Annotated in this window: 23 protein-coding genes, 1 tRNA gene and 1 pseudogene; 12 read left to right on the plus strand and 13 right to left on the minus strand. The window is 70.9% G+C overall.

All coding sequences use genetic code 11. The features are described 5' to 3' along the window. The first annotated feature begins 6 nt into the window (after positions 1–6). The 3 genes from OG361_RS18410 (at position 7) to OG361_RS18420 (ending at position 1,751) form a co-directional block, all read left to right on the plus strand. Positions 7–492 carry a phage holin family protein gene (locus OG361_RS18410; protein ID WP_405854906.1) on the plus strand — a complete coding sequence of 162 codons (486 nt, stop codon included), beginning with the start codon at positions 7–9 and terminating at the stop codon, positions 490–492. After that, on the plus strand, positions 489–1,424 hold the full coding sequence (locus OG361_RS18415) for an alpha/beta fold hydrolase (RefSeq protein ID WP_405854908.1): 936 nt from the start codon (positions 489–491) through the stop codon (positions 1,422–1,424). The genes OG361_RS18410 and OG361_RS18415 overlap by 4 nt, the downstream gene beginning before the upstream one ends. Before the next feature lie 132 nt (positions 1,425–1,556). Then, a complete protein-coding gene (locus OG361_RS18420) occupies positions 1,557–1,751 on the plus strand; it encodes a hypothetical protein (protein ID WP_405854909.1) in 195 nt (64 codons plus the stop codon). Positions 1,752–1,814: 63 nt separating this feature from the next. Here OG361_RS18420 and OG361_RS18425 read toward each other — a convergent pair whose 3' ends face one another. The 3 genes from OG361_RS18425 to nth all read right to left on the minus strand — a co-directional run bounded on the left by OG361_RS18425 (position 1,815) and on the right by nth (position 5,037). Continuing rightward, positions 1,815–3,014 (minus strand): MarP family serine protease, encoded by a 1,200-nt coding sequence (locus tag OG361_RS18425; protein WP_405854911.1) that lies wholly within the window; start codon positions 3,012–3,014, stop codon positions 1,815–1,817. 46 nt (positions 3,015–3,060) lie between these two features. After that, positions 3,061–3,834 (minus strand): NUDIX hydrolase, encoded by a 774-nt coding sequence (locus tag OG361_RS18430; RefSeq protein WP_405854913.1) that lies wholly within the window; start codon positions 3,832–3,834, stop codon positions 3,061–3,063. A gap of 174 nt (positions 3,835–4,008) precedes the next feature. Then, positions 4,009–5,037, minus strand: coding sequence for an endonuclease III (gene nth, locus OG361_RS18435; protein WP_405854915.1), 1,029 nt, complete (start codon positions 5,035–5,037; stop codon positions 4,009–4,011). A 185-nt stretch (positions 5,038–5,222) separates the two neighbouring features. On the opposite strand from nth, the gene OG361_RS18440 reads away from it, so the two are divergent. Further along, the gene (locus OG361_RS18440) at positions 5,223–5,897 is read left to right on the plus strand and encodes a Crp/Fnr family transcriptional regulator (protein ID WP_018845857.1); all 675 of its coding nucleotides are present in this window, start codon (positions 5,223–5,225) and stop codon (positions 5,895–5,897) included. Positions 5,898–5,978: 81 nt separating this feature from the next. On the opposite strand, the gene OG361_RS18445 is transcribed toward OG361_RS18440, so the two are convergent. From OG361_RS18445 to OG361_RS18465, 5 genes are all read right to left on the minus strand, one after another. Continuing rightward, the gene (locus OG361_RS18445; RefSeq protein WP_405854917.1) at positions 5,979–6,863 is read right to left on the minus strand and encodes a prohibitin family protein; all 885 of its coding nucleotides are present in this window, start codon (positions 6,861–6,863) and stop codon (positions 5,979–5,981) included. A gap of 106 nt (positions 6,864–6,969) precedes the next feature. Next, positions 6,970–7,800: an MBL fold metallo-hydrolase gene (locus OG361_RS18450; RefSeq protein ID WP_405854919.1), complete on the minus strand. Its 831-nt coding sequence runs from the start codon at positions 7,798–7,800 to the stop codon at positions 6,970–6,972. Then, the gene (locus OG361_RS18455; protein ID WP_405854921.1) at positions 7,797–8,675 is read right to left on the minus strand and encodes an NUDIX hydrolase; all 879 of its coding nucleotides are present in this window, start codon (positions 8,673–8,675) and stop codon (positions 7,797–7,799) included. Before OG361_RS18455 ends, OG361_RS18450 begins: the two co-directional genes overlap by 4 nt. 151 nt (positions 8,676–8,826) lie before the next feature. Next, positions 8,827–9,297: a RidA family protein gene (locus OG361_RS18460; RefSeq protein WP_405854923.1), complete on the minus strand. Its 471-nt coding sequence runs from the start codon at positions 9,295–9,297 to the stop codon at positions 8,827–8,829. Next, positions 9,294–9,452 (minus strand): DUF4177 domain-containing protein, encoded by a 159-nt coding sequence (locus OG361_RS18465; protein ID WP_015034547.1) that lies wholly within the window; start codon positions 9,450–9,452, stop codon positions 9,294–9,296. The genes OG361_RS18460 and OG361_RS18465 overlap by 4 nt, the downstream gene beginning before the upstream one ends. Before the next feature lie 73 nt (positions 9,453–9,525). Here OG361_RS18465 and OG361_RS18470 point away from each other — a divergent pair, with 73 nt between their 5' ends. After that, positions 9,526–10,488 (plus strand): ArsA family ATPase, encoded by a 963-nt coding sequence (locus tag OG361_RS18470; protein ID WP_384563712.1) that lies wholly within the window; start codon positions 9,526–9,528, stop codon positions 10,486–10,488. Between the two features lie 95 nt (positions 10,489–10,583). Then, the gene (locus OG361_RS18475) at positions 10,584–11,897 is read left to right on the plus strand and encodes an ArsA family ATPase (protein ID WP_405862322.1); all 1,314 of its coding nucleotides are present in this window, start codon (positions 10,584–10,586) and stop codon (positions 11,895–11,897) included. Positions 11,898–12,010: 113 nt separating this feature from the next. On the opposite strand, the gene OG361_RS18480 is transcribed toward OG361_RS18475, so the two are convergent. Beyond that, positions 12,011–12,355, minus strand: a complete 345-nt coding sequence (locus OG361_RS18480) for a WhiB family transcriptional regulator (protein WP_015034550.1) — start codon at positions 12,353–12,355, stop codon at positions 12,011–12,013. 416 nt (positions 12,356–12,771) lie between these two features. Here OG361_RS18480 and OG361_RS18485 point away from each other — a divergent pair, with 416 nt between their 5' ends. Then, a complete protein-coding gene (locus tag OG361_RS18485) occupies positions 12,772–15,030 on the plus strand; it encodes a transglycosylase domain-containing protein (RefSeq protein ID WP_405854926.1) in 2,259 nt (752 codons plus the stop codon). 142 nt (positions 15,031–15,172) lie between these two features. On the opposite strand, the gene OG361_RS18490 is transcribed toward OG361_RS18485, so the two are convergent. Beyond that, a complete protein-coding gene (locus tag OG361_RS18490; RefSeq protein ID WP_055642689.1) occupies positions 15,173–15,637 on the minus strand; it encodes a GatB/YqeY domain-containing protein in 465 nt (154 codons plus the stop codon). A 74-nt stretch (positions 15,638–15,711) separates the two neighbouring features. Between OG361_RS18490 and OG361_RS18495 the strand changes: the two genes are divergently transcribed. From OG361_RS18495 to OG361_RS18505, 3 genes are all read left to right on the plus strand, one after another. Beyond that, positions 15,712–16,650 (plus strand): metallophosphoesterase, encoded by a 939-nt coding sequence (locus OG361_RS18495; RefSeq protein WP_405854929.1) that lies wholly within the window; start codon positions 15,712–15,714, stop codon positions 16,648–16,650. A gap of 188 nt (positions 16,651–16,838) precedes the next feature. Continuing rightward, entirely contained in the window at positions 16,839–17,168 is a 330-nt protein-coding gene (locus OG361_RS18500; protein WP_405862324.1) for a Pr6Pr family membrane protein, read from the plus strand. 38 nt (positions 17,169–17,206) lie between these two features. Continuing rightward, a tRNA-Pro gene (locus OG361_RS18505) sits at positions 17,207–17,280 on the plus strand. An 88-nt stretch (positions 17,281–17,368) separates the two neighbouring features. On the opposite strand, the pseudogene OG361_RS18510 reads toward OG361_RS18505, so the two are convergent. Next, a pseudogene (locus OG361_RS18510) lies at positions 17,369–17,605 on the minus strand (site-specific integrase); the annotation flags it as partial. A 73-nt stretch (positions 17,606–17,678) separates the two neighbouring features. Here OG361_RS18510 and OG361_RS18515 point away from each other — a divergent pair. Both OG361_RS18515 and OG361_RS18520 read left to right on the plus strand, forming a co-directional pair. After that, positions 17,679–18,107 carry a protein-tyrosine phosphatase family protein gene (locus OG361_RS18515; protein WP_405854931.1) on the plus strand — a complete coding sequence of 143 codons (429 nt, stop codon included), beginning with the start codon at positions 17,679–17,681 and terminating at the stop codon, positions 18,105–18,107. 151 nt (positions 18,108–18,258) lie between these two features. Further along, positions 18,259–18,735 (plus strand): hypothetical protein, encoded by a 477-nt coding sequence (locus tag OG361_RS18520; RefSeq protein WP_405854933.1) that lies wholly within the window; start codon positions 18,259–18,261, stop codon positions 18,733–18,735. Positions 18,736–18,796: 61 nt separating this feature from the next. On the opposite strand, the gene OG361_RS18525 is transcribed toward OG361_RS18520, so the two are convergent. Further along, positions 18,797–19,660 carry a glycosyltransferase family 2 protein gene (locus OG361_RS18525; protein ID WP_384563883.1) on the minus strand — a complete coding sequence of 288 codons (864 nt, stop codon included), beginning with the start codon at positions 19,658–19,660 and terminating at the stop codon, positions 18,797–18,799. 129 nt (positions 19,661–19,789) lie between these two features. Next, positions 19,790–20,392, minus strand: coding sequence for a gamma carbonic anhydrase family protein (locus OG361_RS18530; protein WP_405854935.1), 603 nt, complete (start codon positions 20,390–20,392; stop codon positions 19,790–19,792). Positions 20,393–20,483: the final 91 nt, after the last annotated feature.

Here is a 20,483-nt window from a genome sequence, read left to right on the forward strand (position 1 = left end):
GCAGCGATGAGCGACCCGTTCGACGGAACCGAGCGCAGCCTCGGCCAGCTGGTCGCCTCGGCGACCGCCGAGATGTCCGCGCTGGTGCACGACGAGATCGCCCTGGCCAAGGCCGAGATCAGGCAGGACGTCAAGCGCGGTGCGATCGGCAGTGCCGCGGGCATCACCGCCGTGGTCGTGCTGCTGTTCTCCCTGCCGATGCTGAGCTTCGCGCTCGCGTACGCCATCAACACCTGGACCGGAGGGCACAACGGCGACGGCGGCTGGAACCTCGTCTGGTGCTTCCTGCTCTCCTTCGCCGCGAACGTGCTGCTCGCGGTGCTCCTCGGCGTCATCGCGTACGCCAAGTTCCGCAAGGTGAAGCCGCCGGAGAAGTCCATCGCCTCCGCCAAGCAGACGGCCGCGATCATGCAGAACGCGAAGCCGCACCCCCGTCCGGCGCAGCGCCCGGCGCTGGACAAGGCCTCCGCTGTGGCACGCTCGTCCGTATGACCCTCCCCGAGAGCAGCAACGGCAACGCCGGGCCCGTGCGGCTCGACGGGCCGTGGACCCATCGCGACGTGGCCGCCAACGGCGCCCGCTTCCACATCGCCGAGATGGGTGACGGCCCGCTGGTGCTGCTCCTGCACGGCTTCCCGCAGTTCTGGTGGACCTGGCGCCACCAGCTGCCCGCGCTCGCCGAGGCGGGCTTCCGGGCCGTCGCGATGGACCTGCGCGGGGTGGGCGGCAGCGACCGCACCCCCCGGGGTTACGACCCCGCCAACCTGGCCCTCGACATCACCGGGGTCATCCGCTCCCTGGGCGAGCCGGACGCCGCGCTCGTCGGGCACGACCTGGGCGGCTACCTCGCCTGGACGGCGGCGGTGATGCGGCCCAAGCTGGTGCGCCGCCTCGCCGTCTCCTCGATGCCGCACCCGCGCCGCTGGCGCTCGGCGATGCTCGCCGACTTCGCCCAGTCACGGGCCGGCTCGCACATCTGGGGCTTCCAGCGGCCGTGGCTGCCGGAGCGTCAGCTCGTCGCGGACGACGCGGCGCTCGTCGGGGAGCTGATCCGGGACTGGTCGGGGCCGCGCCCCGCCGACGAGGAGGCCGTCGAGGTGTACCGGCGGGCGATGCTGGTCCCGTCGACGGCGCACTGCTCGATCGAGCCGTACCGCTGGATGGTGCGGTCCCTCGCCCGCCCGGACGGCATCCAGTTCAACCGGCGCATGAAGCGGCCCGTACGGGTGCCGACGCTCCACCTCCACGGCTCGATGGACCCGGTGATGCGGACCCGCAGCGCGGCCGGCTCGGGCGAGTACGTGGAAGCTCCGTACCGCTGGCGGCTCTTCGACGGCCTCGGTCACTTCCCGCACGAGGAGGACCCGGTGGCCTTCACCACGGAGCTCGTCAACTGGCTGAAGGACCCCGAGCCCGACCGCTGACGGGCCGTCGGACGGCCGTCGGCCCTCTTCCTGACGTACAGGCATCCGTCGAACGGCCATTGCCCCGCGCATACTCCGATTGGCGGGTCCCCGGGCGGTTACCGACCTTGGGCCACGGGCAGACGTCGAGGTATGGGCTGGACGCACGACTACGGTGACACAGCACGCAACCGCCGCTCGGCCGCTGGGCCGGGCTCTCGCGAAAGGGGTGGCCCGCAGGATCAGGGCCACGCGCACGCCGTGCAAGGGGTAGGGATCTCACTCATTCTGCGCCGCCGGGCCCGCTGGGTCTCGGCGCGGCTCCGGCATCCACGCGACACCCCGTAGCGGGCCGCGGGGCTACGGGGCTCGGGCCCCTCGGGGCCGCCGCGCCGCGTAGCCCCCGCCCCGCTACAGGGCGCAGGCCTGGGTGTCGACCTGCTGGGCGGCCGTCCGGCCGCGCTCGATGTCCTCGCGGATCTCGTCGACCGTCAGCGCGTAGCCGGTGTTCACGTCGTCGAGGGAGCGGGCGAAGATCACGCCGTACACCTCGCCGTCCTCGGTGAGGAGCGGACCGCCGGAGTTGCCCTGGCGGACCGTCGCGTACAGCGAGTACACGTCCCTGCGCACCTTGTCGCGGCCGTAGATGTCGGGGCCGTCGGCGTTGATACGGCCCCGGACGCGCGCCGATCGCACGTCGTACGAGCCGTTCTCGGGGAAGCCGGCGACGATCGCGCCGTCCCCGCTGCGCGCGTCCTCCTCGGTGAACCGGAGCGGGGTCGCGTTCAGGTTCGGCACGTCCAGGACGGCGATGTCGCGCTGCCAGTCGTAGAGGACGACCTTGGCGTCGTACAGCTTGCCCTCGCCGCCGATCTGCACGGTCGGCTCGTCGACGCCGCCGACGACGTGGGCGTTGGTCATGACCCGGCGCCGGTCGAAGACGAAGCCGGTGCCTTCGAGGACCTTCCCGCAGCTCTGGGCGGTGCCGACGACCTTGACGATGGAGGCCTTGGCGCGGGCCGCGACCGGGCTCTCGGCGAGCGCCGGGTCGGGCGGCGTGACCTGGGTGATCGGCTCGTTGGCGAAGGGGCTGAAGACCGGGGGGAAGCCGCTGCGGGCGAGGGTCGACCTGAAGTCGTCGAACCAGCCGGACGCCTGATCCGGCATCACCTGCTCCACGCCGAGCAGGACCTTGGAGTTCCGCACCTCCTTGCCCACGGTGGGCAGCGAGGTCTGGGCGAGGGCGGAGCCGATCAGCCAGGCCACGAGGAGCATCGCGACGACGTTCACGAGCGCGCCGCCGGTGGCGTCGAGGGCGCGCGCGGGCGACCACGTGATGTGACGGCGCAGCTTGTTGCCGAGGTGGGTGGTGAACGCCTGGCCGACCGAGGCGCAGACGATGACCACCATCACGAAGACGATCGTCGCCGTGGTCGAGACCTCGCTGTTGTCGGTCAGCTGGTCCCAGAGGATCGGGAGCAGCAGAACCGCGACGAGACCGCCGCCGAGGAAGCCGACCACCGACAGGATGCCGACCACGAATCCCTGGCGATATCCGATGACGGCGAACCACACGGCGGCGAGCAGCAACAAGATGTCCAGCACGTTCACCGTCGATAGCCTCGCAAATTCGTTTCGGTCGCCCGGGGTCAGCCTGTCATGAGCGCCAGTCGAGCGGGACCTGCTTGGCCCGGTCCCAGGGGCGCTCCCAGCCGGCGTAGTGCAGCAGCCGGTCGATCACTCCGGCCGTAAAACCCCAGACCAGAGCGGACGCGACCAGGAACGCGGGGCCCTGGTGGCCGCTCGGGTGGACGGCCGTCGCACGGTTCGCGGGATCCGTGAGATCCGCCACGGGCACCGTGAAGACACGCGCGGTCTCACCGGGGTCGACGACCCCGACCGGGCTCGGGGCCCGCCACCAGCCGAGGACAGGGGTGACGACGAAGCCGCTGACCGGGATGTAGAGCTGTGGCAGCACGCCGAAGATCTGGACCCCCGCCGGGTCGAGCCCGGTCTCCTCCTGGGCCTCCCGCAGGGCGGCGCGCAGCAGCCCGCCGTCCGCCGGGTCGCCGTCCTCGGGGTCGAGGGCGCCGCCGGGGAAGGAGGGCTGTCCGGCGTGCGAGCGCAGGCTGCCGGCGCGCTCCATGAGCAGCAGCTCGGGCCCGCGCTCGCCCTCGCCGAAGAGGACGAGGACGGCGGACTGGCGGCCGGCCCCGCTCGCGGGCGGCAGGAAGCGGCTCAGCTGCTCGGGCGCGACCGTGCGGGCGGCCCGGTCGACGGGGCCGAGCCAGGCGGGCAGCCCTTCCCGGTCGAGCAGACCACCGGTGCCGGGACGGTGACCGCGGCCGTGGCTGTGGCCGTGGCCGTGGCTGTGGCTATGGCCGTGGCTGTGGATCTCTTCGTCGTGGACGTCTTCGTCAGTGCGCGTCATAGGCACCCCGTGTTTCACAACGCGATCGATGGACGGGTTCGTTCCCACGGCCCCGGCTCGCGGGCTCGCGGGCTCAGCCGTGGCCTCAGGCCGCTCGCGGGCTCAGCCGTGGCCTCAGGCCGCTCATGGGCCCGGCCGTGGCCTTCAGGCCGTGTTCTCAGGCCGCCCGTGGGCTCAGCCGCTCGTGCCCAGCGGCGGTGCGGGGCGTCCCGGATAGCCGGGCGGCGGGTCGAGCCGCTGGCCGGGGAAGCCGCCCATCTCGTACTTGAGCAGCTTCTTCGCCTTCTCCGGGTCCGTCTCGCCCTCGCCGTACGAGGGGCAGAGGTGGGTGATCGGGCAGGCGCCGCACGCGGGCTTGCGGGCATGGCAGATCCGGCGGCCGTGGAAGATCACCCGGTGCGAGAGCATGGTCCACTCGCTCTTCGGGAAGATCTCGGCGATCTCCGCCTCGATCTTGACCGGGTCCTCCTGCTCGGTCCACTTCCAGCGCCGGACGAGGCGCATGAAGTGGGTGTCCACGGTGATACCGGGGACCCCGAAGGCATTGCCGAGGACGACGAACGCGGTCTTGCGGCCGACGCCCGGCAGCTTGACGAGGTCCTCCAGGCGGCCGGGGACCTCTCCCCCGAAGTCGTCCCTGAGGGCGGCGGCAAGACCCATGATCGACTTGGTCTTGGCCCGGAAGAAGCCGGTCGGCCGGATCAGCTCCTCCACCTCCTCCGGCACGGCGGCGGCGAGGTCCTCGGGCGTGGGGTACTTCGCGAAGAGGGCGGGGGTGGTCTGGTTGACCCGCAGGTCGGTGGTCTGCGCGGAGAGGACCGTGGCGACGAGCAGCTCGAAGGGGTTCCGGAAGTCGAGCTCCGGATGGGCGTACGGGAAGACCTCGGCCAGCTCCCGGTTGATCTTCCGCGCCCGCCGGACCATCCCGAGCCGCGACTCGGGCTTCGCGACCTTCACCGTCTTCGCAGGCTTCACGGTCTTCGCAGGCTTCACGGGCTTCACGGGCTTCACGATCTTCGTGGGCTTCACGGTCCTCGTGGACGTCACCGGCTTCACGGACTCCAGCGGCTCCACGGACCCCACAGGCTTCCGATTTGGGGCTTTCGCCCGCTTCGACACGCCGTGTTCGCCCACAGCGGAATTATGTTCGGCCGACACTCTTTCAGCCCCCTTGGCCTGTGCTCTCACCGGCGAGTTGGACACCCGGCCAGCCTAGGGGCCACCACCGACATCCGCCCCGGGCGTGGCCGATCGGACCCCAATCGGGCCCCTGCCGTACGGACGGGTAGCCAAGTGAGTCAAACTTGTTGTGATTGATCGCACGGTTTTGTGCGTCCGGCATCATGGGACCCAGGTCCTTTGAGCAGGTCGACAGTAGGAGAGAACTCGTGGACGACGTTCTGCGGCGCGCCCCGCTCTTCGCGGCGCTCGATGACGAGCAGGCCGCCGAGCTGCGCGCCTCGATGAGTGAGGCGACGCTCGCCCGTGGTGACGCGCTCTTCCACGAGGGCGACCCAGGCGACCGCCTGTACGTGGTCACCGAGGGCAAGGTGAAGCTGCACCGCACCTCCCCCGACGGCCGCGAGAACATGCTGGCGGTCCTCGGCCCCGGCGAGCTCATCGGCGAGCTGTCCCTCTTCGACCCGGGCCCGCGCACCGCGACCGCCACGGCGCTGACCGAGGTCAAGCTGCTCGGCCTGGGCCACGGCGACCTCCAGCCCTGGCTGAACGTCCGCCCCGAGGTGGCCACCGCGCTGCTGCGCGCGGTCGCCCGCCGGCTGCGCAAGACCAACGACCAGATGTCCGACCTGGTCTTCTCCGACGTGCCGGGCCGTGTCGCCCGCGCGCTCCTCGACCTGTCGCGCCGCTTCGGCGTGCAGTCGGAGGAGGGCATCCACGTCGTCCACGACCTCACCCAGGAGGAGCTGGCCCAGCTGGTCGGCGCCTCCCGCGAGACGGTCAACAAGGCGCTCGCCGACTTCGCCCAGCGCGGCTGGCTGCGCCTGGAGGCCCGTGCCGTGATCCTGCTGGACGTGGAGCGCCTCGCGAAGCGCTCGCGGTAAGCACGCTTACGCCCACCGCACGTACGAAAAGGCCGCCCCGGTCCGACGACCGGGGCGGCCTTTTCGCGTGTCCGGCGAGGGTCAGCGCTTCGAGCCGTCCACGATCACCGGGGCGGAGCTGCCGTTGGCGCAGGGCACGGTGTAGACCGGGTTCTTCGCCGCGGCCTCCTTGAACGCGTCGATGCACTGGTTCATCAGGACCCGGTCCGTCAGCGAGTCGTTGAGGATCTTGTTGGCGCGGGCGATGCCCTCCGCCTCGATCCGGCGGCGGTCGGACTCGGCCTTGGCGGTACGGGCGGCCTCAAGGGCGCGCTCGGTCGCCTGCTGCTGCTGGATCTTGCGGTCGATCTGGCCCTGGAGGGCCTCCGAGGGCTTCACGTTGCGCAGGTTGACGGTGGTCACGTCGATGCCGCGCGGGGTCAGCCGCTCCTTGATCAGGGTGCCGATCTCGGCGTTGATCTTCTCGCGGTCGGAGGCGTACCCCTGCTCGCTGGTGTAGCGGGCGAAGACGTTGCGGACGATCTCCCGGCTGTCGGGGTAGACGAGCCGCTGCTGAATGGCGTCCTCGCTGCCCGCGAGCTTGTACAGCTCGACGGACTTGGACGGGACGACGGCCCACTTGACCGTGACCTCGACATACATGACGCCGCCCTGCGAGGAGCGGACCTCGACCACGTCCTTGTCGGAGAGGTTGAGGTCGACGGGGCGGGTGGAGAAGGTCGTGACGTCGGTGAACGGCGACTTCACGTGCATGCCCGAGGTCATGGGCGAGCCCACCTTGCCGAAGGCGACCGGCACACCGACCTCGTACGCGCTGATCACGTACGTCATGCTCGCGACCAGTGAGAAGAGGCCGGCGACCACCGCGCCGACGGCGCCGAGCTTCAGCCCCTTCGAGTCGTTGGAGCGGGCGACGAAGTAGAGCACCACTGCGGCGATGAGCAGCAGAATGGCGATGACGAACACGGGCGATCCCCCCGAAAGCTACGGCCAGAAGTAAGCGGAGCGTAAAACAAGGGTCAAGAACGCCGCAGGGCAGGGGGCCGTCTCGGGACAGGATCGTGACGACCGGCTACACCAGGCCGCGCTCCCGCAGGTACTCCAGCTGCGCCCGTACGGACAGCTCGGCCGCCGGCCACAGCGAGCGGTCCACGTCCGCGTACACATGGGCGACGACCTCCGCCGCCGTGCGGTGGCCGCTCTCGACCGCCGTCTCGACCTGGGCGAGCCGGTTCGCCCGGTGGGCCAGGTAGTACTCCACGGCCCCCTGCGCGTCCTCCAGGACCGGCCCGTGCCCGGGCAGGACCGTGTGCACGCCGTCGTCGACGGTGAGCGAGCGCAGCCGCCGCAAGGAGTCCAGGTAGTCGCCGAGCCGCCCGTCCGGATGCGCGACCATCGTCGTCCCGCGCCCCAGGATCGTGTCGCCCGTCAGCACCGCCCGGTCCGCGGGCAGATGGAAGGAGAGCGAGTCCGAGGTGTGCCCGGGCGTCGGGACGACCCGCACCTCCAGGCCGCCGACCGACACGACGTCCCCTTCGCCGAGCCCCTCGTCGCCGAGCCGCAGCGCCGGGTCGAGGGCCCGTACGGCGGTCCGGGTCAGCTCGGCGAAACGGCCGGCGCCCTCCGCGTGGTCCGGGTGGCCGTGGGTCAGCAGGGTGAGCGCGATCCGCTTGCCGAGCTTCTCGGCGGTCTCGACGACATGACACAGATGGCCCTCGTCGAGCGGGCCCGGGTCGACGACGACCGCGAGGTCGGAGCCGGGCTCGGAGAGGAGCCAGGTGTTGGTGCCGTCGAGGGTCATCGCGGACGCGTTGGGCGCCAGGACGTTCACGGCGCGGGCGGTCGCGGGCCCGGAGACGACGAGCCCGCGCGGCTGCCCGGGCAGGGCGGCGGCGTCGCTCATCGCTCACCCCCGGCAGGGATGATCTTGGTGAACTCCTCGTGCCCCGGCCAGCTCAGGACCAGCTCGTCGCCCTCCAGACGGGCCTGCGCGAGCACGGGGGTCAGGTCCTGGCCCCCGGCCGCCTCCAGCGCCTCGGCGGCCGTGCCGTACGGCTCCAGGGTGCGCAGGGTCGAGATCGTCGGCGGCATCATCGTCAGCTCGCCGCGGTCGTAGCCGGCCGCGGCCTCCGCCGGGCGGATCCAGACCGTGCGGTCCGCCTCCGTGGAGGCGTTCCGGGTGCGCTGTCCGGCCGGGAGCGCGGCCACGAAGAACCACGTGTCGTACCGCCGCTGCTCGAACTCCGGGGTGATCCAGCGGGCCCACGCGCCGAGCAGGTCCGAGCGCAGGACGAGCCCGCGCCGGTCGAGGAAGTCCGCGAAGGACAGCTCCCGGGCGACGAGCGCCTCCCGGTCCCGCTCCCAGTCCTCGCCGGTGGTGTCGCCGACCACGGTGTCCGGGGTCTCACCGGCGAGCAGGACGCCCGCCTCCTCGTACGTCTCGCGCACGGCGGCGCAGACCACGGCCTGGGCCTGCGCGGAGTCGTCGAGACCGAGACGCCCGGCCCAGGTGCCGAGGTCGGGCCCCGCCCAGCGCACCGGGTGCTCGTCGCGCGGGTCGACGCCGCCGCCGGGGTAGGCGTACGCACCGCCCGCGAAGGCCATCGAGGCGCGGCGCCGCAGCATGTGGACGTCGGGCCCCGCGGCCCCGTCCCGCAGGAGGAGCACGGTGGCGGCCCGCCGGGGGCTCACCGGGGTGAGCTCGCCCGCGGCGAGGGCGCGGATGCGGTCGGGCCATTCCGGCGGGTACCACTGACCGTTCGGCTGAGCATTCGACATGGGCGGATGCTATGCGCAAGCACCGGAATGCACGAGGCCGGAATGGCCGGGAACGGCCGGAAGACCGGGGAGCAGCCGGAACGCACGAGAGCCGGTTCCCTCGCACGAAGGAACCGCACGAAGGAACCGGCTCTTCACCGACAGGGGGCGGTCAGGCCTCGACGAGCTCCACCTGGACCTCGACCTCGACCGGCGCGTCGAGCGGCAGCACGGCCACGCCGACGGCGCTGCGCGCGTGCACGCCCTTCTCGCCGAGGACGGCGCCGAGCAGCTCGCTGGCGCCGTTGATGACGGCCGGCTGCCCGGTGAAGTCGGAGGCCGAGGCGACGAAGCCGACGACCTTCACGACCCGCTTGATCCGGTCCAGGTCACCGGCGACCGACTTCACGGCCGCGAGGGCGTTCAGCGCGCAGGTGGCCGCGAGCTGCTTGGCCTCCTCGGCGGTGACCTCGTCGCCGACCTTGCCGGTCACCGAGAGCTTGCCCCCCACCATCGGGAGCTGGCCCGAGGTGTAGACGTACACGCCCGACTGAACGGCCGGCTGGTAGGCGGCCAGCGGGGGCACGACCTCCGGCAGGGTCAGGCCGAGCTCGGCGAGCCTCGCCTCGACGGCCCCGCTCACGACTTGGCCCGCTTCAGGTAGGCCACGAGCTGCTCGGGGTTGTTCGGCCCGGGCACGACCTGGACGAGCTCCCAGCCGTCCTCGCCCCAGGTGTCCAGAATCTGCTTCGTCGCGTGCACCAGAAGCGGCACCGTGACGTACTCCCACTTGGTCATGGAGCCGACTGTATCCGCTGCCGCGGGGCGGCCTCCTGATTGGGCGCCGTCGCCAGTGGTTAGGCTCGACAGCGTGAGCAGGCTCCAGGTCGTCAGCGGCAAGGGCGGTACCGGTAAGACGACGGTCGCCGCCGCCCTCGCGCTCGCCCTCGCGACGGAGGGCAAACGCACCCTCCTCGTCGAGGTCGAAGGCAGACAGGGCATCGCACAGCTCTTCGAGACGGAGGCGCTTCCGTACGAGGAGCGCAAGATCGCCGTCGCCCCGGGCGGCGGCGAGGTGTACGCGCTGGCGATCGACGCCGAGCGCGCGCTCCTCGACTACCTCCAGATGTTCTACAAACTGGGCAGCGCGGGGCGGGCCCTGAAGAAACTCGGCGCGATCGACTTCGCGACGACGATAGCCCCGGGGGTACGGGACGTCCTGCTGACCGGCAAGGCGTGCGAGGCGGTCCGGCGGCGCGAGAAGCACGGCGGCCACACCTACGACCACGTGGTCATGGACGCGCCGCCCACCGGCCGCATCACCCGCTTCCTCAACGTCAACGACGAGGTCGCGGGCCTGGCCAGGATCGGCCCGATACACAATCAGGCACAGGCCGTCATGCGGGTCCTCAAGTCGCCCGAGACGGCGGTCCATCTGGTGACCCTCCTGGAGGAGATGCCGGTCCAGGAGACGGCGGACGGCATCGCGGAGCTCCGCGCGGCCGAACTGCCGGTGGGGCGGGTCGTGGTGAACATGGTCCGCCCGCACGTCCTCGACGAGGCGGCGGTACGGGCCGCCTCCGGCGACCACCGGGACGCGATCGCGCGGAGCCTGGTCTCCGTCGGCGTCACGGGCGGCGCGCGCCTGGTCGAGCCGCTCCTCGACCAGGCGGCCGAGCACGCCCGGCGGGTGGAGCTGGAGCGGGCGCAGCGCGCGGTCCTGGACGGCATCGGCGTCCCCTCGTACGAGCTCCCGTTCCTGGGGGACGGCGGGGACATCGCGGGGCTCTACCGGCTGGCGAAGGAACTGCGGAGGCAAGGGGTGGGCGCGTGACGGAGAAGGCGACCGCCGAGGGCGGCCTCGACACGACCGGCCTCGGCGCGACCGGCCCCACCACGGCCGACCCCGACACGACCGGCCTCGACTCGGTGCCCGTGCTCGAGCTCGACCCGCTCATCGACGACCTGGGCACCCGCATCATCGTCTGCTGCGGCGCGGGCGGGGTCGGCAAGACGACCACGGCGGCGGCCCTCGGCGTACGGGCGGCGGAGCGCGGTCGGCGGGTCGTCGTGCTCACCATCGACCCGGCCCGGCGGCTCGCGCAGTCGATGGGCATCGACTCCCTCGACAACACCCCCCGCAAGGTGGACGGGATCAAGGGGTCCGACGGCGGCGAACTGCACGCCATGATGCTCGACATGAAGCGGACCTTCGACGAGATCGTCGAGGCGCACGCGGATCCGGAGCGGGCCCGGGCGATCCTGGAGAACCCCTTCTACCAGTCCCTGTCGGCCGGCTTCGCCGGTACGCAGGAGTACATGGCGATGGAGAAGCTGGGCCAGCTCAGGGCGCGCGACGCGTGGGACCTGATCGTGGTCGACACGCCGCCGTCCCGCTCCGCCCTGGACTTCCTGGACGCGCCGAAGCGGCTCGGGTCCTTCCTCGACGGGAAGTTCATCAAGCTGCTCATGGCCCCGGCGAAGGTGGGCGGCCGGGCCGGCATGAAGTTCCTGAACGTCGGCATGTCGATGATGACGGGGACGCTCGGGAAGCTGCTCGGGGGTCAGTTCCTCAAGGACGTACAGACCTTCGTGGCGGCGATGGACACGATGTTCGGCGGCTTCCGCACCCGCGCCGACGCCACGTACCGACTGCTCCAGGCCCCGGGCACGGCCTTCCTCGTCGTCGCCACACCGGAGCGGGACGCGCTGCGCGAGGCCGCGTACTTCGTGGAGCGGCTCGCCGCCGAGGAGATGCCGCTGGCCGGTCTCGTCCTCAACCGCGTCCACGGCAGCGGCGCCGCCGGCCTCTCGGCCGAGCGGGCGCGGGCCGCCGCGGAAAATCTTGAGGAGGGGCGCATGACGGATCAGGGGGGCGGGAAGACTGGACGAAGTGGCTCCCCGGCCACGTCGCCCGAGCTGTCAGACCTCGCCACCGCCGCCGTACCTTCCGTACCCGAGGCTGCCCCCACAGCCGAACCGGCCTCAGCACAGCACACAGACGTAACCCCGACAGCCCAGACAGACGCAGACGTACGACATCTCACCGCGGGCCTGTTGCGCCTGCATGCCGAGCGCATGCGGGTGCTCACGCGTGAGCAGCGCACGCGGGACCGCTTCACGGCTCTCCACCCCGAGGTGGCGGTGGCCGAAGTGGCCGCCCTGCCCGGCGATGTGCACGACCTCGCCGGGCTGCGGGCCATCGGTGACCGGCTCACGGCCGGGCGGACGCCCTCGGCCTGAGCCGCTGTCCACCTCGTACGCGACCCTCCTCGTACGCGACCCTCCGCGTCCACGGCCGTCCACGTACACGACGGTCCTCGTAGGCGACCGCCCCTGTCGACGCGCGCCGCGGTCTAGCCGACCGCCGCGTACGCCTCGTACGTCGCGTCGTCCTCGATCGCCACGGGCAGCAGGCCCGCTCCCCGCTCGTACTCCGTACGCGCGGTCTCCAGCAGCCGGCGCCACGAGGTGACGGTCGGCCGTCGTCGCAGCAGGGCGCGGCGTTCGCGCTCCGTCATGCCGCCCCACACACCGAACTCCACGCGGTTGTCCAGGGCGTCGGCGAGGCACTCGGTCCGCACCGGGCATCCGGTGCACACCGCCTTTGCCCTGTTCTGTGCCGCTCCCTGCACGAAAAGTTCATCCGGATCGGTAGTGCGGCAGGCCGCCTGCGCACTCCAGTCAGCTACCCAGCCCATACCGGCGCCGTCCTCTCCCGAATCGAGGCTCCCCCACGGCGGCAGCGGCATATTCACCGCTGCCAGTTGGGACGTTACGGAAGGTGGGCACAGCGCAACACCCCCTTCGGGCCCAATCTTGAATGGCCCGAACGGACTATGCGTACGCGTCAGATCACCCAGGGGAGTGATCGAAGGACATGCGTGTGATAGCGGACATACCGTGCAGATATGCCGTTCCTTGCCGGGGCCACATCGGGCACCGTGTGACGCATGTGCCGGAAACGGACACGAGCTTCCCGTGTTTCGGGGTCACGGGAATTCATGTCGATGTCACGCACGGGTCTTGATGCGAGACCGCACTGCTGTGACAGTTGTGAGCAGCTTAGGCCAAGGCATATACGCGTGTCCGGCGAATGAGAACGTAGGCTGCCCCCATGGCAAAGAAGCGCTCGGGCGGTGGTCTGACCGGGACCCAGCAGGCCGCCAAGTTCCTCGGTGTCAGTGTGCTCGCGGGAGCCGTGCTGGCAGGCATCGCCCTGCCCGCGGCCGGAGCACTCGGACTGGCCGCGAAGGGCACGGTCGAGGGGTTCGACGAGATCCCCTCCAACTTGAAGACCCCGCCGCTGAGTCAGCGCACCACCATTCTCGACGCCGAGGGCGGACTCCTCGCCACGGTGTACTCGCGGGACCGGAAGGTCGTCCCGCTGGACAAGATCTCCCCGTACATGCAGAAGGCGATCGTCGCGATCGAGGACGGCCGCTTCTACGAGCACGGGGCGATCGACCTCAAGGGCGTGCTGCGCGCGATCAACCGCAACGCGCAGTCGGGCGGGGTCGCGCAGGGCGCGTCCACGCTGACCCAGCAGTACGTGAAGAACGTCTTCGTCGAGGAGGCGGGCGACGACCCCGAGAAGGTCGCGCAGGCCACCCAGCAGACCATCGGCCGCAAGGTTCGCGAGCTGAAGTTCGCGATCCAGGTCGAGGAGGAGCTGGGCAAGAAGAAGATCCTGGAGAACTACCTCAACATCACGTTCTTCGGGCAGCAGGCGTACGGCATCGAGGCCGCCTCCCAGCGGTACTTCTCCAAGCCGGCCGCCAACCTGACCCTGGGCGAGGCGGCGATGATGGCCGGTCTCGTCCAGTCGCCGAGCCGCTACGACCCGATCAACGACCTCCAGGAAGCCACCAAGCGCCGCAACGTGGTCCTCCAGCGGATGGCCGACGTGAAGGACATCAGCCAGGCGGAGGCGGACAAGGCGAAGGCCGCGCCGCTCAAGCTGAAGGTCAAGACGCCGAAGAACGGCTGCATCACCGCCGTCGACGGCGCCGGCTTCTTCTGCGACTACGTCCGCAAGACGATCCTGACCGACCCGGTCTTCGGGAAGACGGCCGAGGAGCGGCAGAAGCTGTGGAACCTCGGCGGTCTCACCGTCAAGACCACGCTCGACCCGCGCGCGCAGGCCGCCGCCAACGAGGCCGCCGTCGCGAAGATCAACAAGGACGACCCGGTCGCCGCCTCGGTGGTGCAGGTCCAGCCGCGCACCGGCCGGATCCTGTCGATGGGCCAGTCCCGTCCGTACGGCCTGGACCAGAAGCAGCACCAGACCACGCTCAACCTCGCCGTCGGCAGCAAGATGGGCGGCACCACGTACGGCTTCCAGGTCGGCTCGACCTTCAAGCCGATCACGGCCGCGGCGGCGCTGGAGAAGGGACTGAGCCCGGCTCAGTCCTTCGACACCCCGTGGAAGATCAACATCCCGGAGAACGACTACACCCGCTGCGACGGCAGCCCGGCCGGGTACGCCAACTGGGAGATCGGCAACGAGCTCAAGTCGGAGGAGGGCTCCTTCGACATGACCAGCGCCCTCGGCAAGTCCATCAACACGTACTTCGCGAAGCTCGAGCAGATGGCGGGCCTCTGCGAGACGGTCACGATGGCCAAGAAGGTCGGGTACGAGCGCGAGCTCGGCAAGAAGGTCAAGGAACTCCCCTCGATCACCCTCGGCGCCCAGGAGAGCACCCCGCTCGACATGGCGACCGTCTACGCGACCTTCGCCAACCGCGGCATCTACTGCAGCCCCGTCGCGATCGAGTCGGTCAAGGCCGCCAACGGCGACAAGCTGAACGTGCCGCAGACCAAGTGCACGCGGGCGATGAGCGACCGGACCGCCGACACGATCAACCAGATGCTGAAGGGCGTCGTCGAGGACGGTACGGGCCAGAAGGCCGGTCTCAGCGACCGCGACAACGCGGGCAAGACCGGTACGACCAACGACCGCAAGGACGCCTGGTTCGTCGGCTACACCCCGAACCTCTCCACCGCCGTCTGGGTCGGTGACGACGTCGGCGAGAAGAAGTCGATGTACGACATCACCATCGGCGGCCAGTACTACGACAAGGTCTGTGGTGGCTGCCTCCCCGGCCCCATCTGGAAGATCGCGATGACGGGCGCCCTGGACGCCTCCGAGACGCCGGGCTTCAACCCCATCTCCGTACCGCGGGCCGAGAAGCCCAAGGACAAGGAGAAGGAGGGCGAGGAAGGCCCGAACAAGCCGAAGAAGCCGGGCGACGCCAAGCCGGGCGACACGAAGCCGCCGACCAGCCCGTTCCCCGGGATCACGATCCCGCCGGGCATGTTCGGCGACGACGAGGACGGCGACACCACCGGCAACCGCCGCGGCGGAAACCGCTGACGCACGGAACGGACACGAGGAAGGGCGCCCCACTCCGGTGGGGCGCCCTTCCTCGTACGTGCTCCGCTTCCCTGCGGTGCTCCGCTTCCCTGCGGTGCTCCGCTTCCCTGCGGTGCTCCGCTTCCCTGCGGTGCTTCGCGGATCAGCCCGCGAGCAGCTTCTTCACGGAGGCGGCGACGCGGCCGCCGTCGGCCTGGCCGGCCACCTTCGGGTTCACGATCTTCATGACGGCGCCCATGGCGCGCGGCCCCTCGGCGCCCGCGGCCTTCGCCTCCTCGACGGCGGCCGCGACGATCCCGTCGAGCTCCTCGTCGCTGAGCTGCTTCGGCAGGTACGCGTCGAGCAGGACGCCCTCGGCCCGCTCCCGCTCGGCGGACTCGGCGCGACCTCCCTGGGCGAAGGCTTCCGCGGCCTCGCGGCGCTTCTTCGCCTCCTTGGCGATCACCTTCAGCACCTCGTCGTCGGAGAGTTCGCGCTTGGACTTGCCCGAGACCTCCTCCATGGTGATCGCGGTGATGGTCAGCCGCAGGGTCGAGGAACGCAGTTCGTCGCGCCCCCTGATCGCGGCGTCGAGGTCGGCCTTGAGCTTCTCCTTGAGCGTGGTCATGGGGTCAAGTGTGGCAGGTGCCCCACCCCACCCGCCCGCACATTTCCGCTCGTCGGGTCTGCGACGATGGTGCGATGCGCGCACGGTACGGGATCCCCCTGAAGGTCACGGCAGGTCTCACGGCGACGGCCGCGGCCGGACTCGTCTACGCGGCCGGCTTCGAGGCCCGCTCCTTCCGGCTCCGGCGCGTCACCGTGCCCGTACTCCCGCCCGGCATGCGCGACCTGCGGGTCCTTCAGGTCTCCGACATCCACATGGTGAGCGGTCAGCGCAAGAAGCGGGCCTGGCTCCAGTCCCTCGCGGGGCTCCGCCCGGACTTCGTCGTCAACACCGGCGACAACCTCTCCGACCCCGACGCGGTGCCGGAGGTCCTGGACGCGCTCGGCCCGCTGATGGAGTTCCCGGGCGTGTACGTCTTCGGCTCCAACGACTACTACGGGCCGAAGCTGCGCAACCCCGCCCGCTACCTGATGGAGAAGGCCCAGGGCCGCCACGGCCTCAACGGCAACAAGCCCGTCGTCGGCGCCGTCCACAACCCGTGGGAGGGCATGCGGGACGCCTTCGACGCGGCGGGCTGGGTCGACCTCACCAACACCCGCGGCCGGCTCAAGCTGCCCGAGGCCGAACTGGCCTTCACCGGCCTGGACGACCCGCACATCAAGCGCGACCGGTACGAGCGGGTGGCCGGCGGCCCCGACGCCTCGGCCGACTTCACCGTGGGCGTCGTCCACGCCCCGTACCTGCGCTCGCTCGACGCCTTCACGGCGGACGGGTACGAGCTGATCCTCGCCGGGCACACCCACGGCGGCCAGCTGTGCATCCCCTTCTACGGGGCGCTCGTCACCAACTGCGACCTGGACACCGACCGGGTGAAGGGGCTCTCCACCCACACGGTCGCCGACCGGACCTCCTACCTGCACGTCTCGGCGGGCTGCGGCACCAACCGCTTCACCCCGGTCCGCTTCGCCTGCCCGCCCGAGGTCACCCTGCTCACGCTGACGGCTCGCGCGTAGGCACCTACGGTGGGGGGGGGGATGATCACGCCCCACGACGCGGCCGTGCCGGCCTCCGCCGTCATGCCCCCGCCCCCCGCCGCCCCTACGCGGCGGCGTTCCGGGGCCTGATCGCCCAGGCCGCCGAGATCGCCCGCCTCACCGGCGCGAAGGCCGTCGCCAACCAGCTCCTCCACACCGTCACCCCGATCGGCGCGGTGCTCGACTTCCTCCTCCTCACCGCTCCCGGCGCCCTCCGCCGGCGCCACGCCGCCCAATGGCTCGCGATCCCGGGGCTCTACTTCGCCTTCGCCCTGATCCGCGGCGCGCTGCTCTCCCCCGACACGCCCAACCGCTACACGTACCCGTTCCTGGACGTCACCGCCCACGGCTACGCCGGCGTCCTCACCAACGCGGTCGTGCTGGGCGCGGCCTTCTACGCCCTGGGCCTCGCGATCGTCGGCCTCGACCACGTCCGACCTGCGGTGCGACTCCCCGAAAACCGGATTTCGTCTCAGCGCGCGCGTGGGCTAAAGTAAGCGATGTCGCCGCGACGTGAAGAACAGAGCAGCGACATCGGGGTGTAGCGCAGCTTGGCAGCGCGCTTCGTTCGGGACGAAGAGGTCGTGGGTTCAAATCCCGCCACCCCGACAGCCAAAACAGCAGGTGGGGCAGTACTCGAATTCGAGGACTGCCCCACCTGCTTTTGTCTGCGTGTCTCTCTGCGTGACTACCGCTCCTGGCGGAAGGCACGGCGGACGTGGGCCGCGTCGAGCGGCTTGCCCACGGCCGAGGAGAAGACGAGCCCGTGCTCCTCCCCCTTCTCGTCAGCGGCAAGCCGGTCCCATCCTTGATCTTCGAATTGCCGCCAGAGAGCCTCTACGCAGCGCGCCGGCAGGGCGGGCGTCCGCCGGGGCTTCCGGGTCTTGGTGTCTCCGCCCCGCCGGACCGCGCGCCACACCGCGATGTCCGGAGGAAGGCCTCTGCCTGGGACGGCCGACAGATGAAGGCCGCCTGACCGTCAACCGAACGGGGGCTACGCTCGCACCGTGACTGCTGCATGGGAACCCACGATGGCGGGCGTGCTGCGACTGCCCTCAGGTCGGCTCGTCCGCGGCCGGGGACTGAGCCGGCCACTCCCGCATGGCCCGCAGCCCACCTTCGCGCTCTACCTGCTGGGCCACCGGCCACCGCCGGTCGCCTGGGAAAGCCGCTGGCTCCGCTGGCCCGACTTCTGGCTGCCGTCCGACCGCGCCACAACCGCCGACGCGCTGCGCGAGGCATGGGCACGCGCCGAGGCCGAACGCATCGAGATCGCCTGCGCCGGTGGACACGGACGAACCGGCACCGCACTGGCATGCCTCGCCGTGCTCGACGGGGTATCCCACCGTGAGGCCGTCGCCTACGTCCGGGAGCACTACGCTCCGCGCGCCGTCGAGACACCCTGGCAACGCCGTTTCGTCTCCCGCTTCCAGTAGCGGCATCGCTCATCAGCTACAAGCACCCCGCTTCACCAACCCAGTGAACCTTCTGGGTCACAGCACTGGAGCCGCAGCCGAGGCAGCTGTTGCAGGTTTCTCTGACGGACACAGACATGGCCGGTCAAACGTAGAGGGGATGAGCACAGGCATGGAGCGCGAAGTCTGGGAGCTGCGGGCCGAAGGCGGCGTGGGGCCGCTGTGGTTCGGGATGTCTCCAGCCGAGGTCGCCGAGGCCCTGCTGGTCTCCGGGCCAGAGGCACAGGGTGGCGGTCCCTACGAGCAGGAGGACTTCCCGGGCGGGGTGAAGGCGTTTTACGACGCGGGCAAGCTTGCATGCGTAGCCCTGGATGCAATCACCGGACCGCAGGTCTTCCTTGCAGGATTCCCGCTGGCGGGCCGCGATCCAGCAGAGGGCCACCAGTTCCTCCTGGACCACGCCGCCGAGCACGGAAACTGGGTGCTGTACACCCCTGACGAGTCGCTCTCCTTGACCGATCTCGGAATCCTCCTGCGTTCGCAGCGGGTCGGAGAAGCGCGCCTAACGCGCCCGCTCTTCGTAAAGGAGGAATGGTTGGAGTCGCAGTACTACCGCGACCACCTTCCGCTGGAAGACATCCCGAGCTGAGCATTCGGCACACGCCGGAGTGGCCGGCCTGCGGGATCGGCCGGCCACTGCGCGACAGGCACTAGATGATCGGCGGGCGGCCCAGGCGGGTCATGCGGCCGACCGTGGACCAGCGCATCGGGCGGCGCGGGCCGCAGGGGCGGCGGACGCCCTCCGCGAAGCCGCCGAACCAGGCCGCGAGGCCCGGCAGGGAGCGGGTGCGGGCGAGTGTCAGGAGGGTCCACACGCCGAGGTAGACGGGGACCAGCGGGACGGGCAGGTTGCGCTTGGCCAGCCAGACGCGGTTGCGGGCGGTCATCCGGTAGTAGACGGCGTGCCGGGCCGGGCTGGTCTTCGGGTGCTGGAGCAGGAGTTCCGGCGCGTAGACGACCTTCCAGCCCGCGTCGAGGGCCCGCCAGGCGAGGTCGGTCTCCTCGTGGGTGAAGAAGAAGTCCTCGGGCCAGCCGCCGATCCGGTCGAGCATCGTCATCGACAGGCCGTGGCCGCCGCCGAGGAACGTCGTCACCTCGCCGCCGAGCAGCGGGTCCTTCGCTCCGAGGCGGGGAACGTGCCGGCGCTGTGTCTCACCGGTCTCGTCGGCGATGCGGAACGAGACCACGCCGAGGGCGGGGTCGGCCTCGTACAGGTCGGCGAGGCGGCGGAAGACGTCCGTGTCGACGAGCAGTCCGTCGTCGTCGAGGTCCACCACCACGTCGACGTCACCGAAGGCGCGCAGCGTCTCGATGGCGACGTTCCGGCCGCCCGACACGCCCCTGTTCTCGGGGAGTTCCACCCCGGTGACGCCCTCGGGGAGCTCCGGGAGCGTCCCGGTGCCGTTGCCGATGACGACGATCCGGGCGGCCGGTTCGTCCTGCCGCGCCACGGCTGCGAGCAGGGCCCGCAGCTCGTCGGGGCGCGTGCCCATCGTCAGTACCGCCACACCCATACGCGGTCGTGCCACGACCCACTCCGTCCCACGCTCAGAGACAACGCCGTGATGCTAGCCGTCGGGTGACACCCTCCGTTCACCCGCGTCACAGGTGTCGTCCACCCCCTGGGGGAGGGGGCCGGAGCGTCAGAGCTGGCGGTCCTCGCGGTGGCGGCCCAGCGCGCGGCCGTAGCGTTCGGAGACGGACGGCATGAGGCTCTCCCCCTCCGCCGGGCGGTCCAGGCCGAAGACGTAGCCGGGGAAGTCCAGTTCCTTCTGCACGTTCCAGATCTCGCCGTTGTCGTTCGGGGGGAGGATCCTCGCCGGGTCCCCGACCGCGACCCAGCCGATCGGGACGGTCGCGTCGGCGGGGAGCACCGTCCGCAGGTGCACGATCCCGTTGACGCGGACCTCCGAGCGCGTACCGATCCGCGCCCCGTTGAACACCCGGCTGCCCGTGGCGAGGAAGACCTCGTCCTCCACCGTGCAGCCGGTGAGGGAGGAGGTCGGCCCGACCAGTACGTGCCGGCCGAGGGTCAGGGCATCGCGGCGGGTGCCGCGCAGGACCGCGTTCTCCATGACGATGCAGCCCTCGCCGAGCTCCACCGGGCCGCCCTCGGCGGTCAGTACGGCTCCGAAGAGGATCCGGCAGTCGGCGCCGACGCGCACGTCGCCGGAGAGGGTCGCCGTCGGGGCGACGTACGCGGTGGGGTGGACGGTCGGTGCGAGGCCCTCGTGTTCGATCAGCATCCCGTCATCATGCCCGCGCGGAGGCCGGGGAGAGGGTCTATGGCGTCTGGGAGGGGGCGCGCGGCGAGGGGGGTGGTCGGGCGGCTCTACG

Origin of the sequence: Streptomyces sp. NBC_00090 (assembly GCF_045160815.1) — a bacterium.
Lineage (GTDB): Bacteria > Actinomycetota > Actinomycetes > Streptomycetales > Streptomycetaceae > Streptomyces.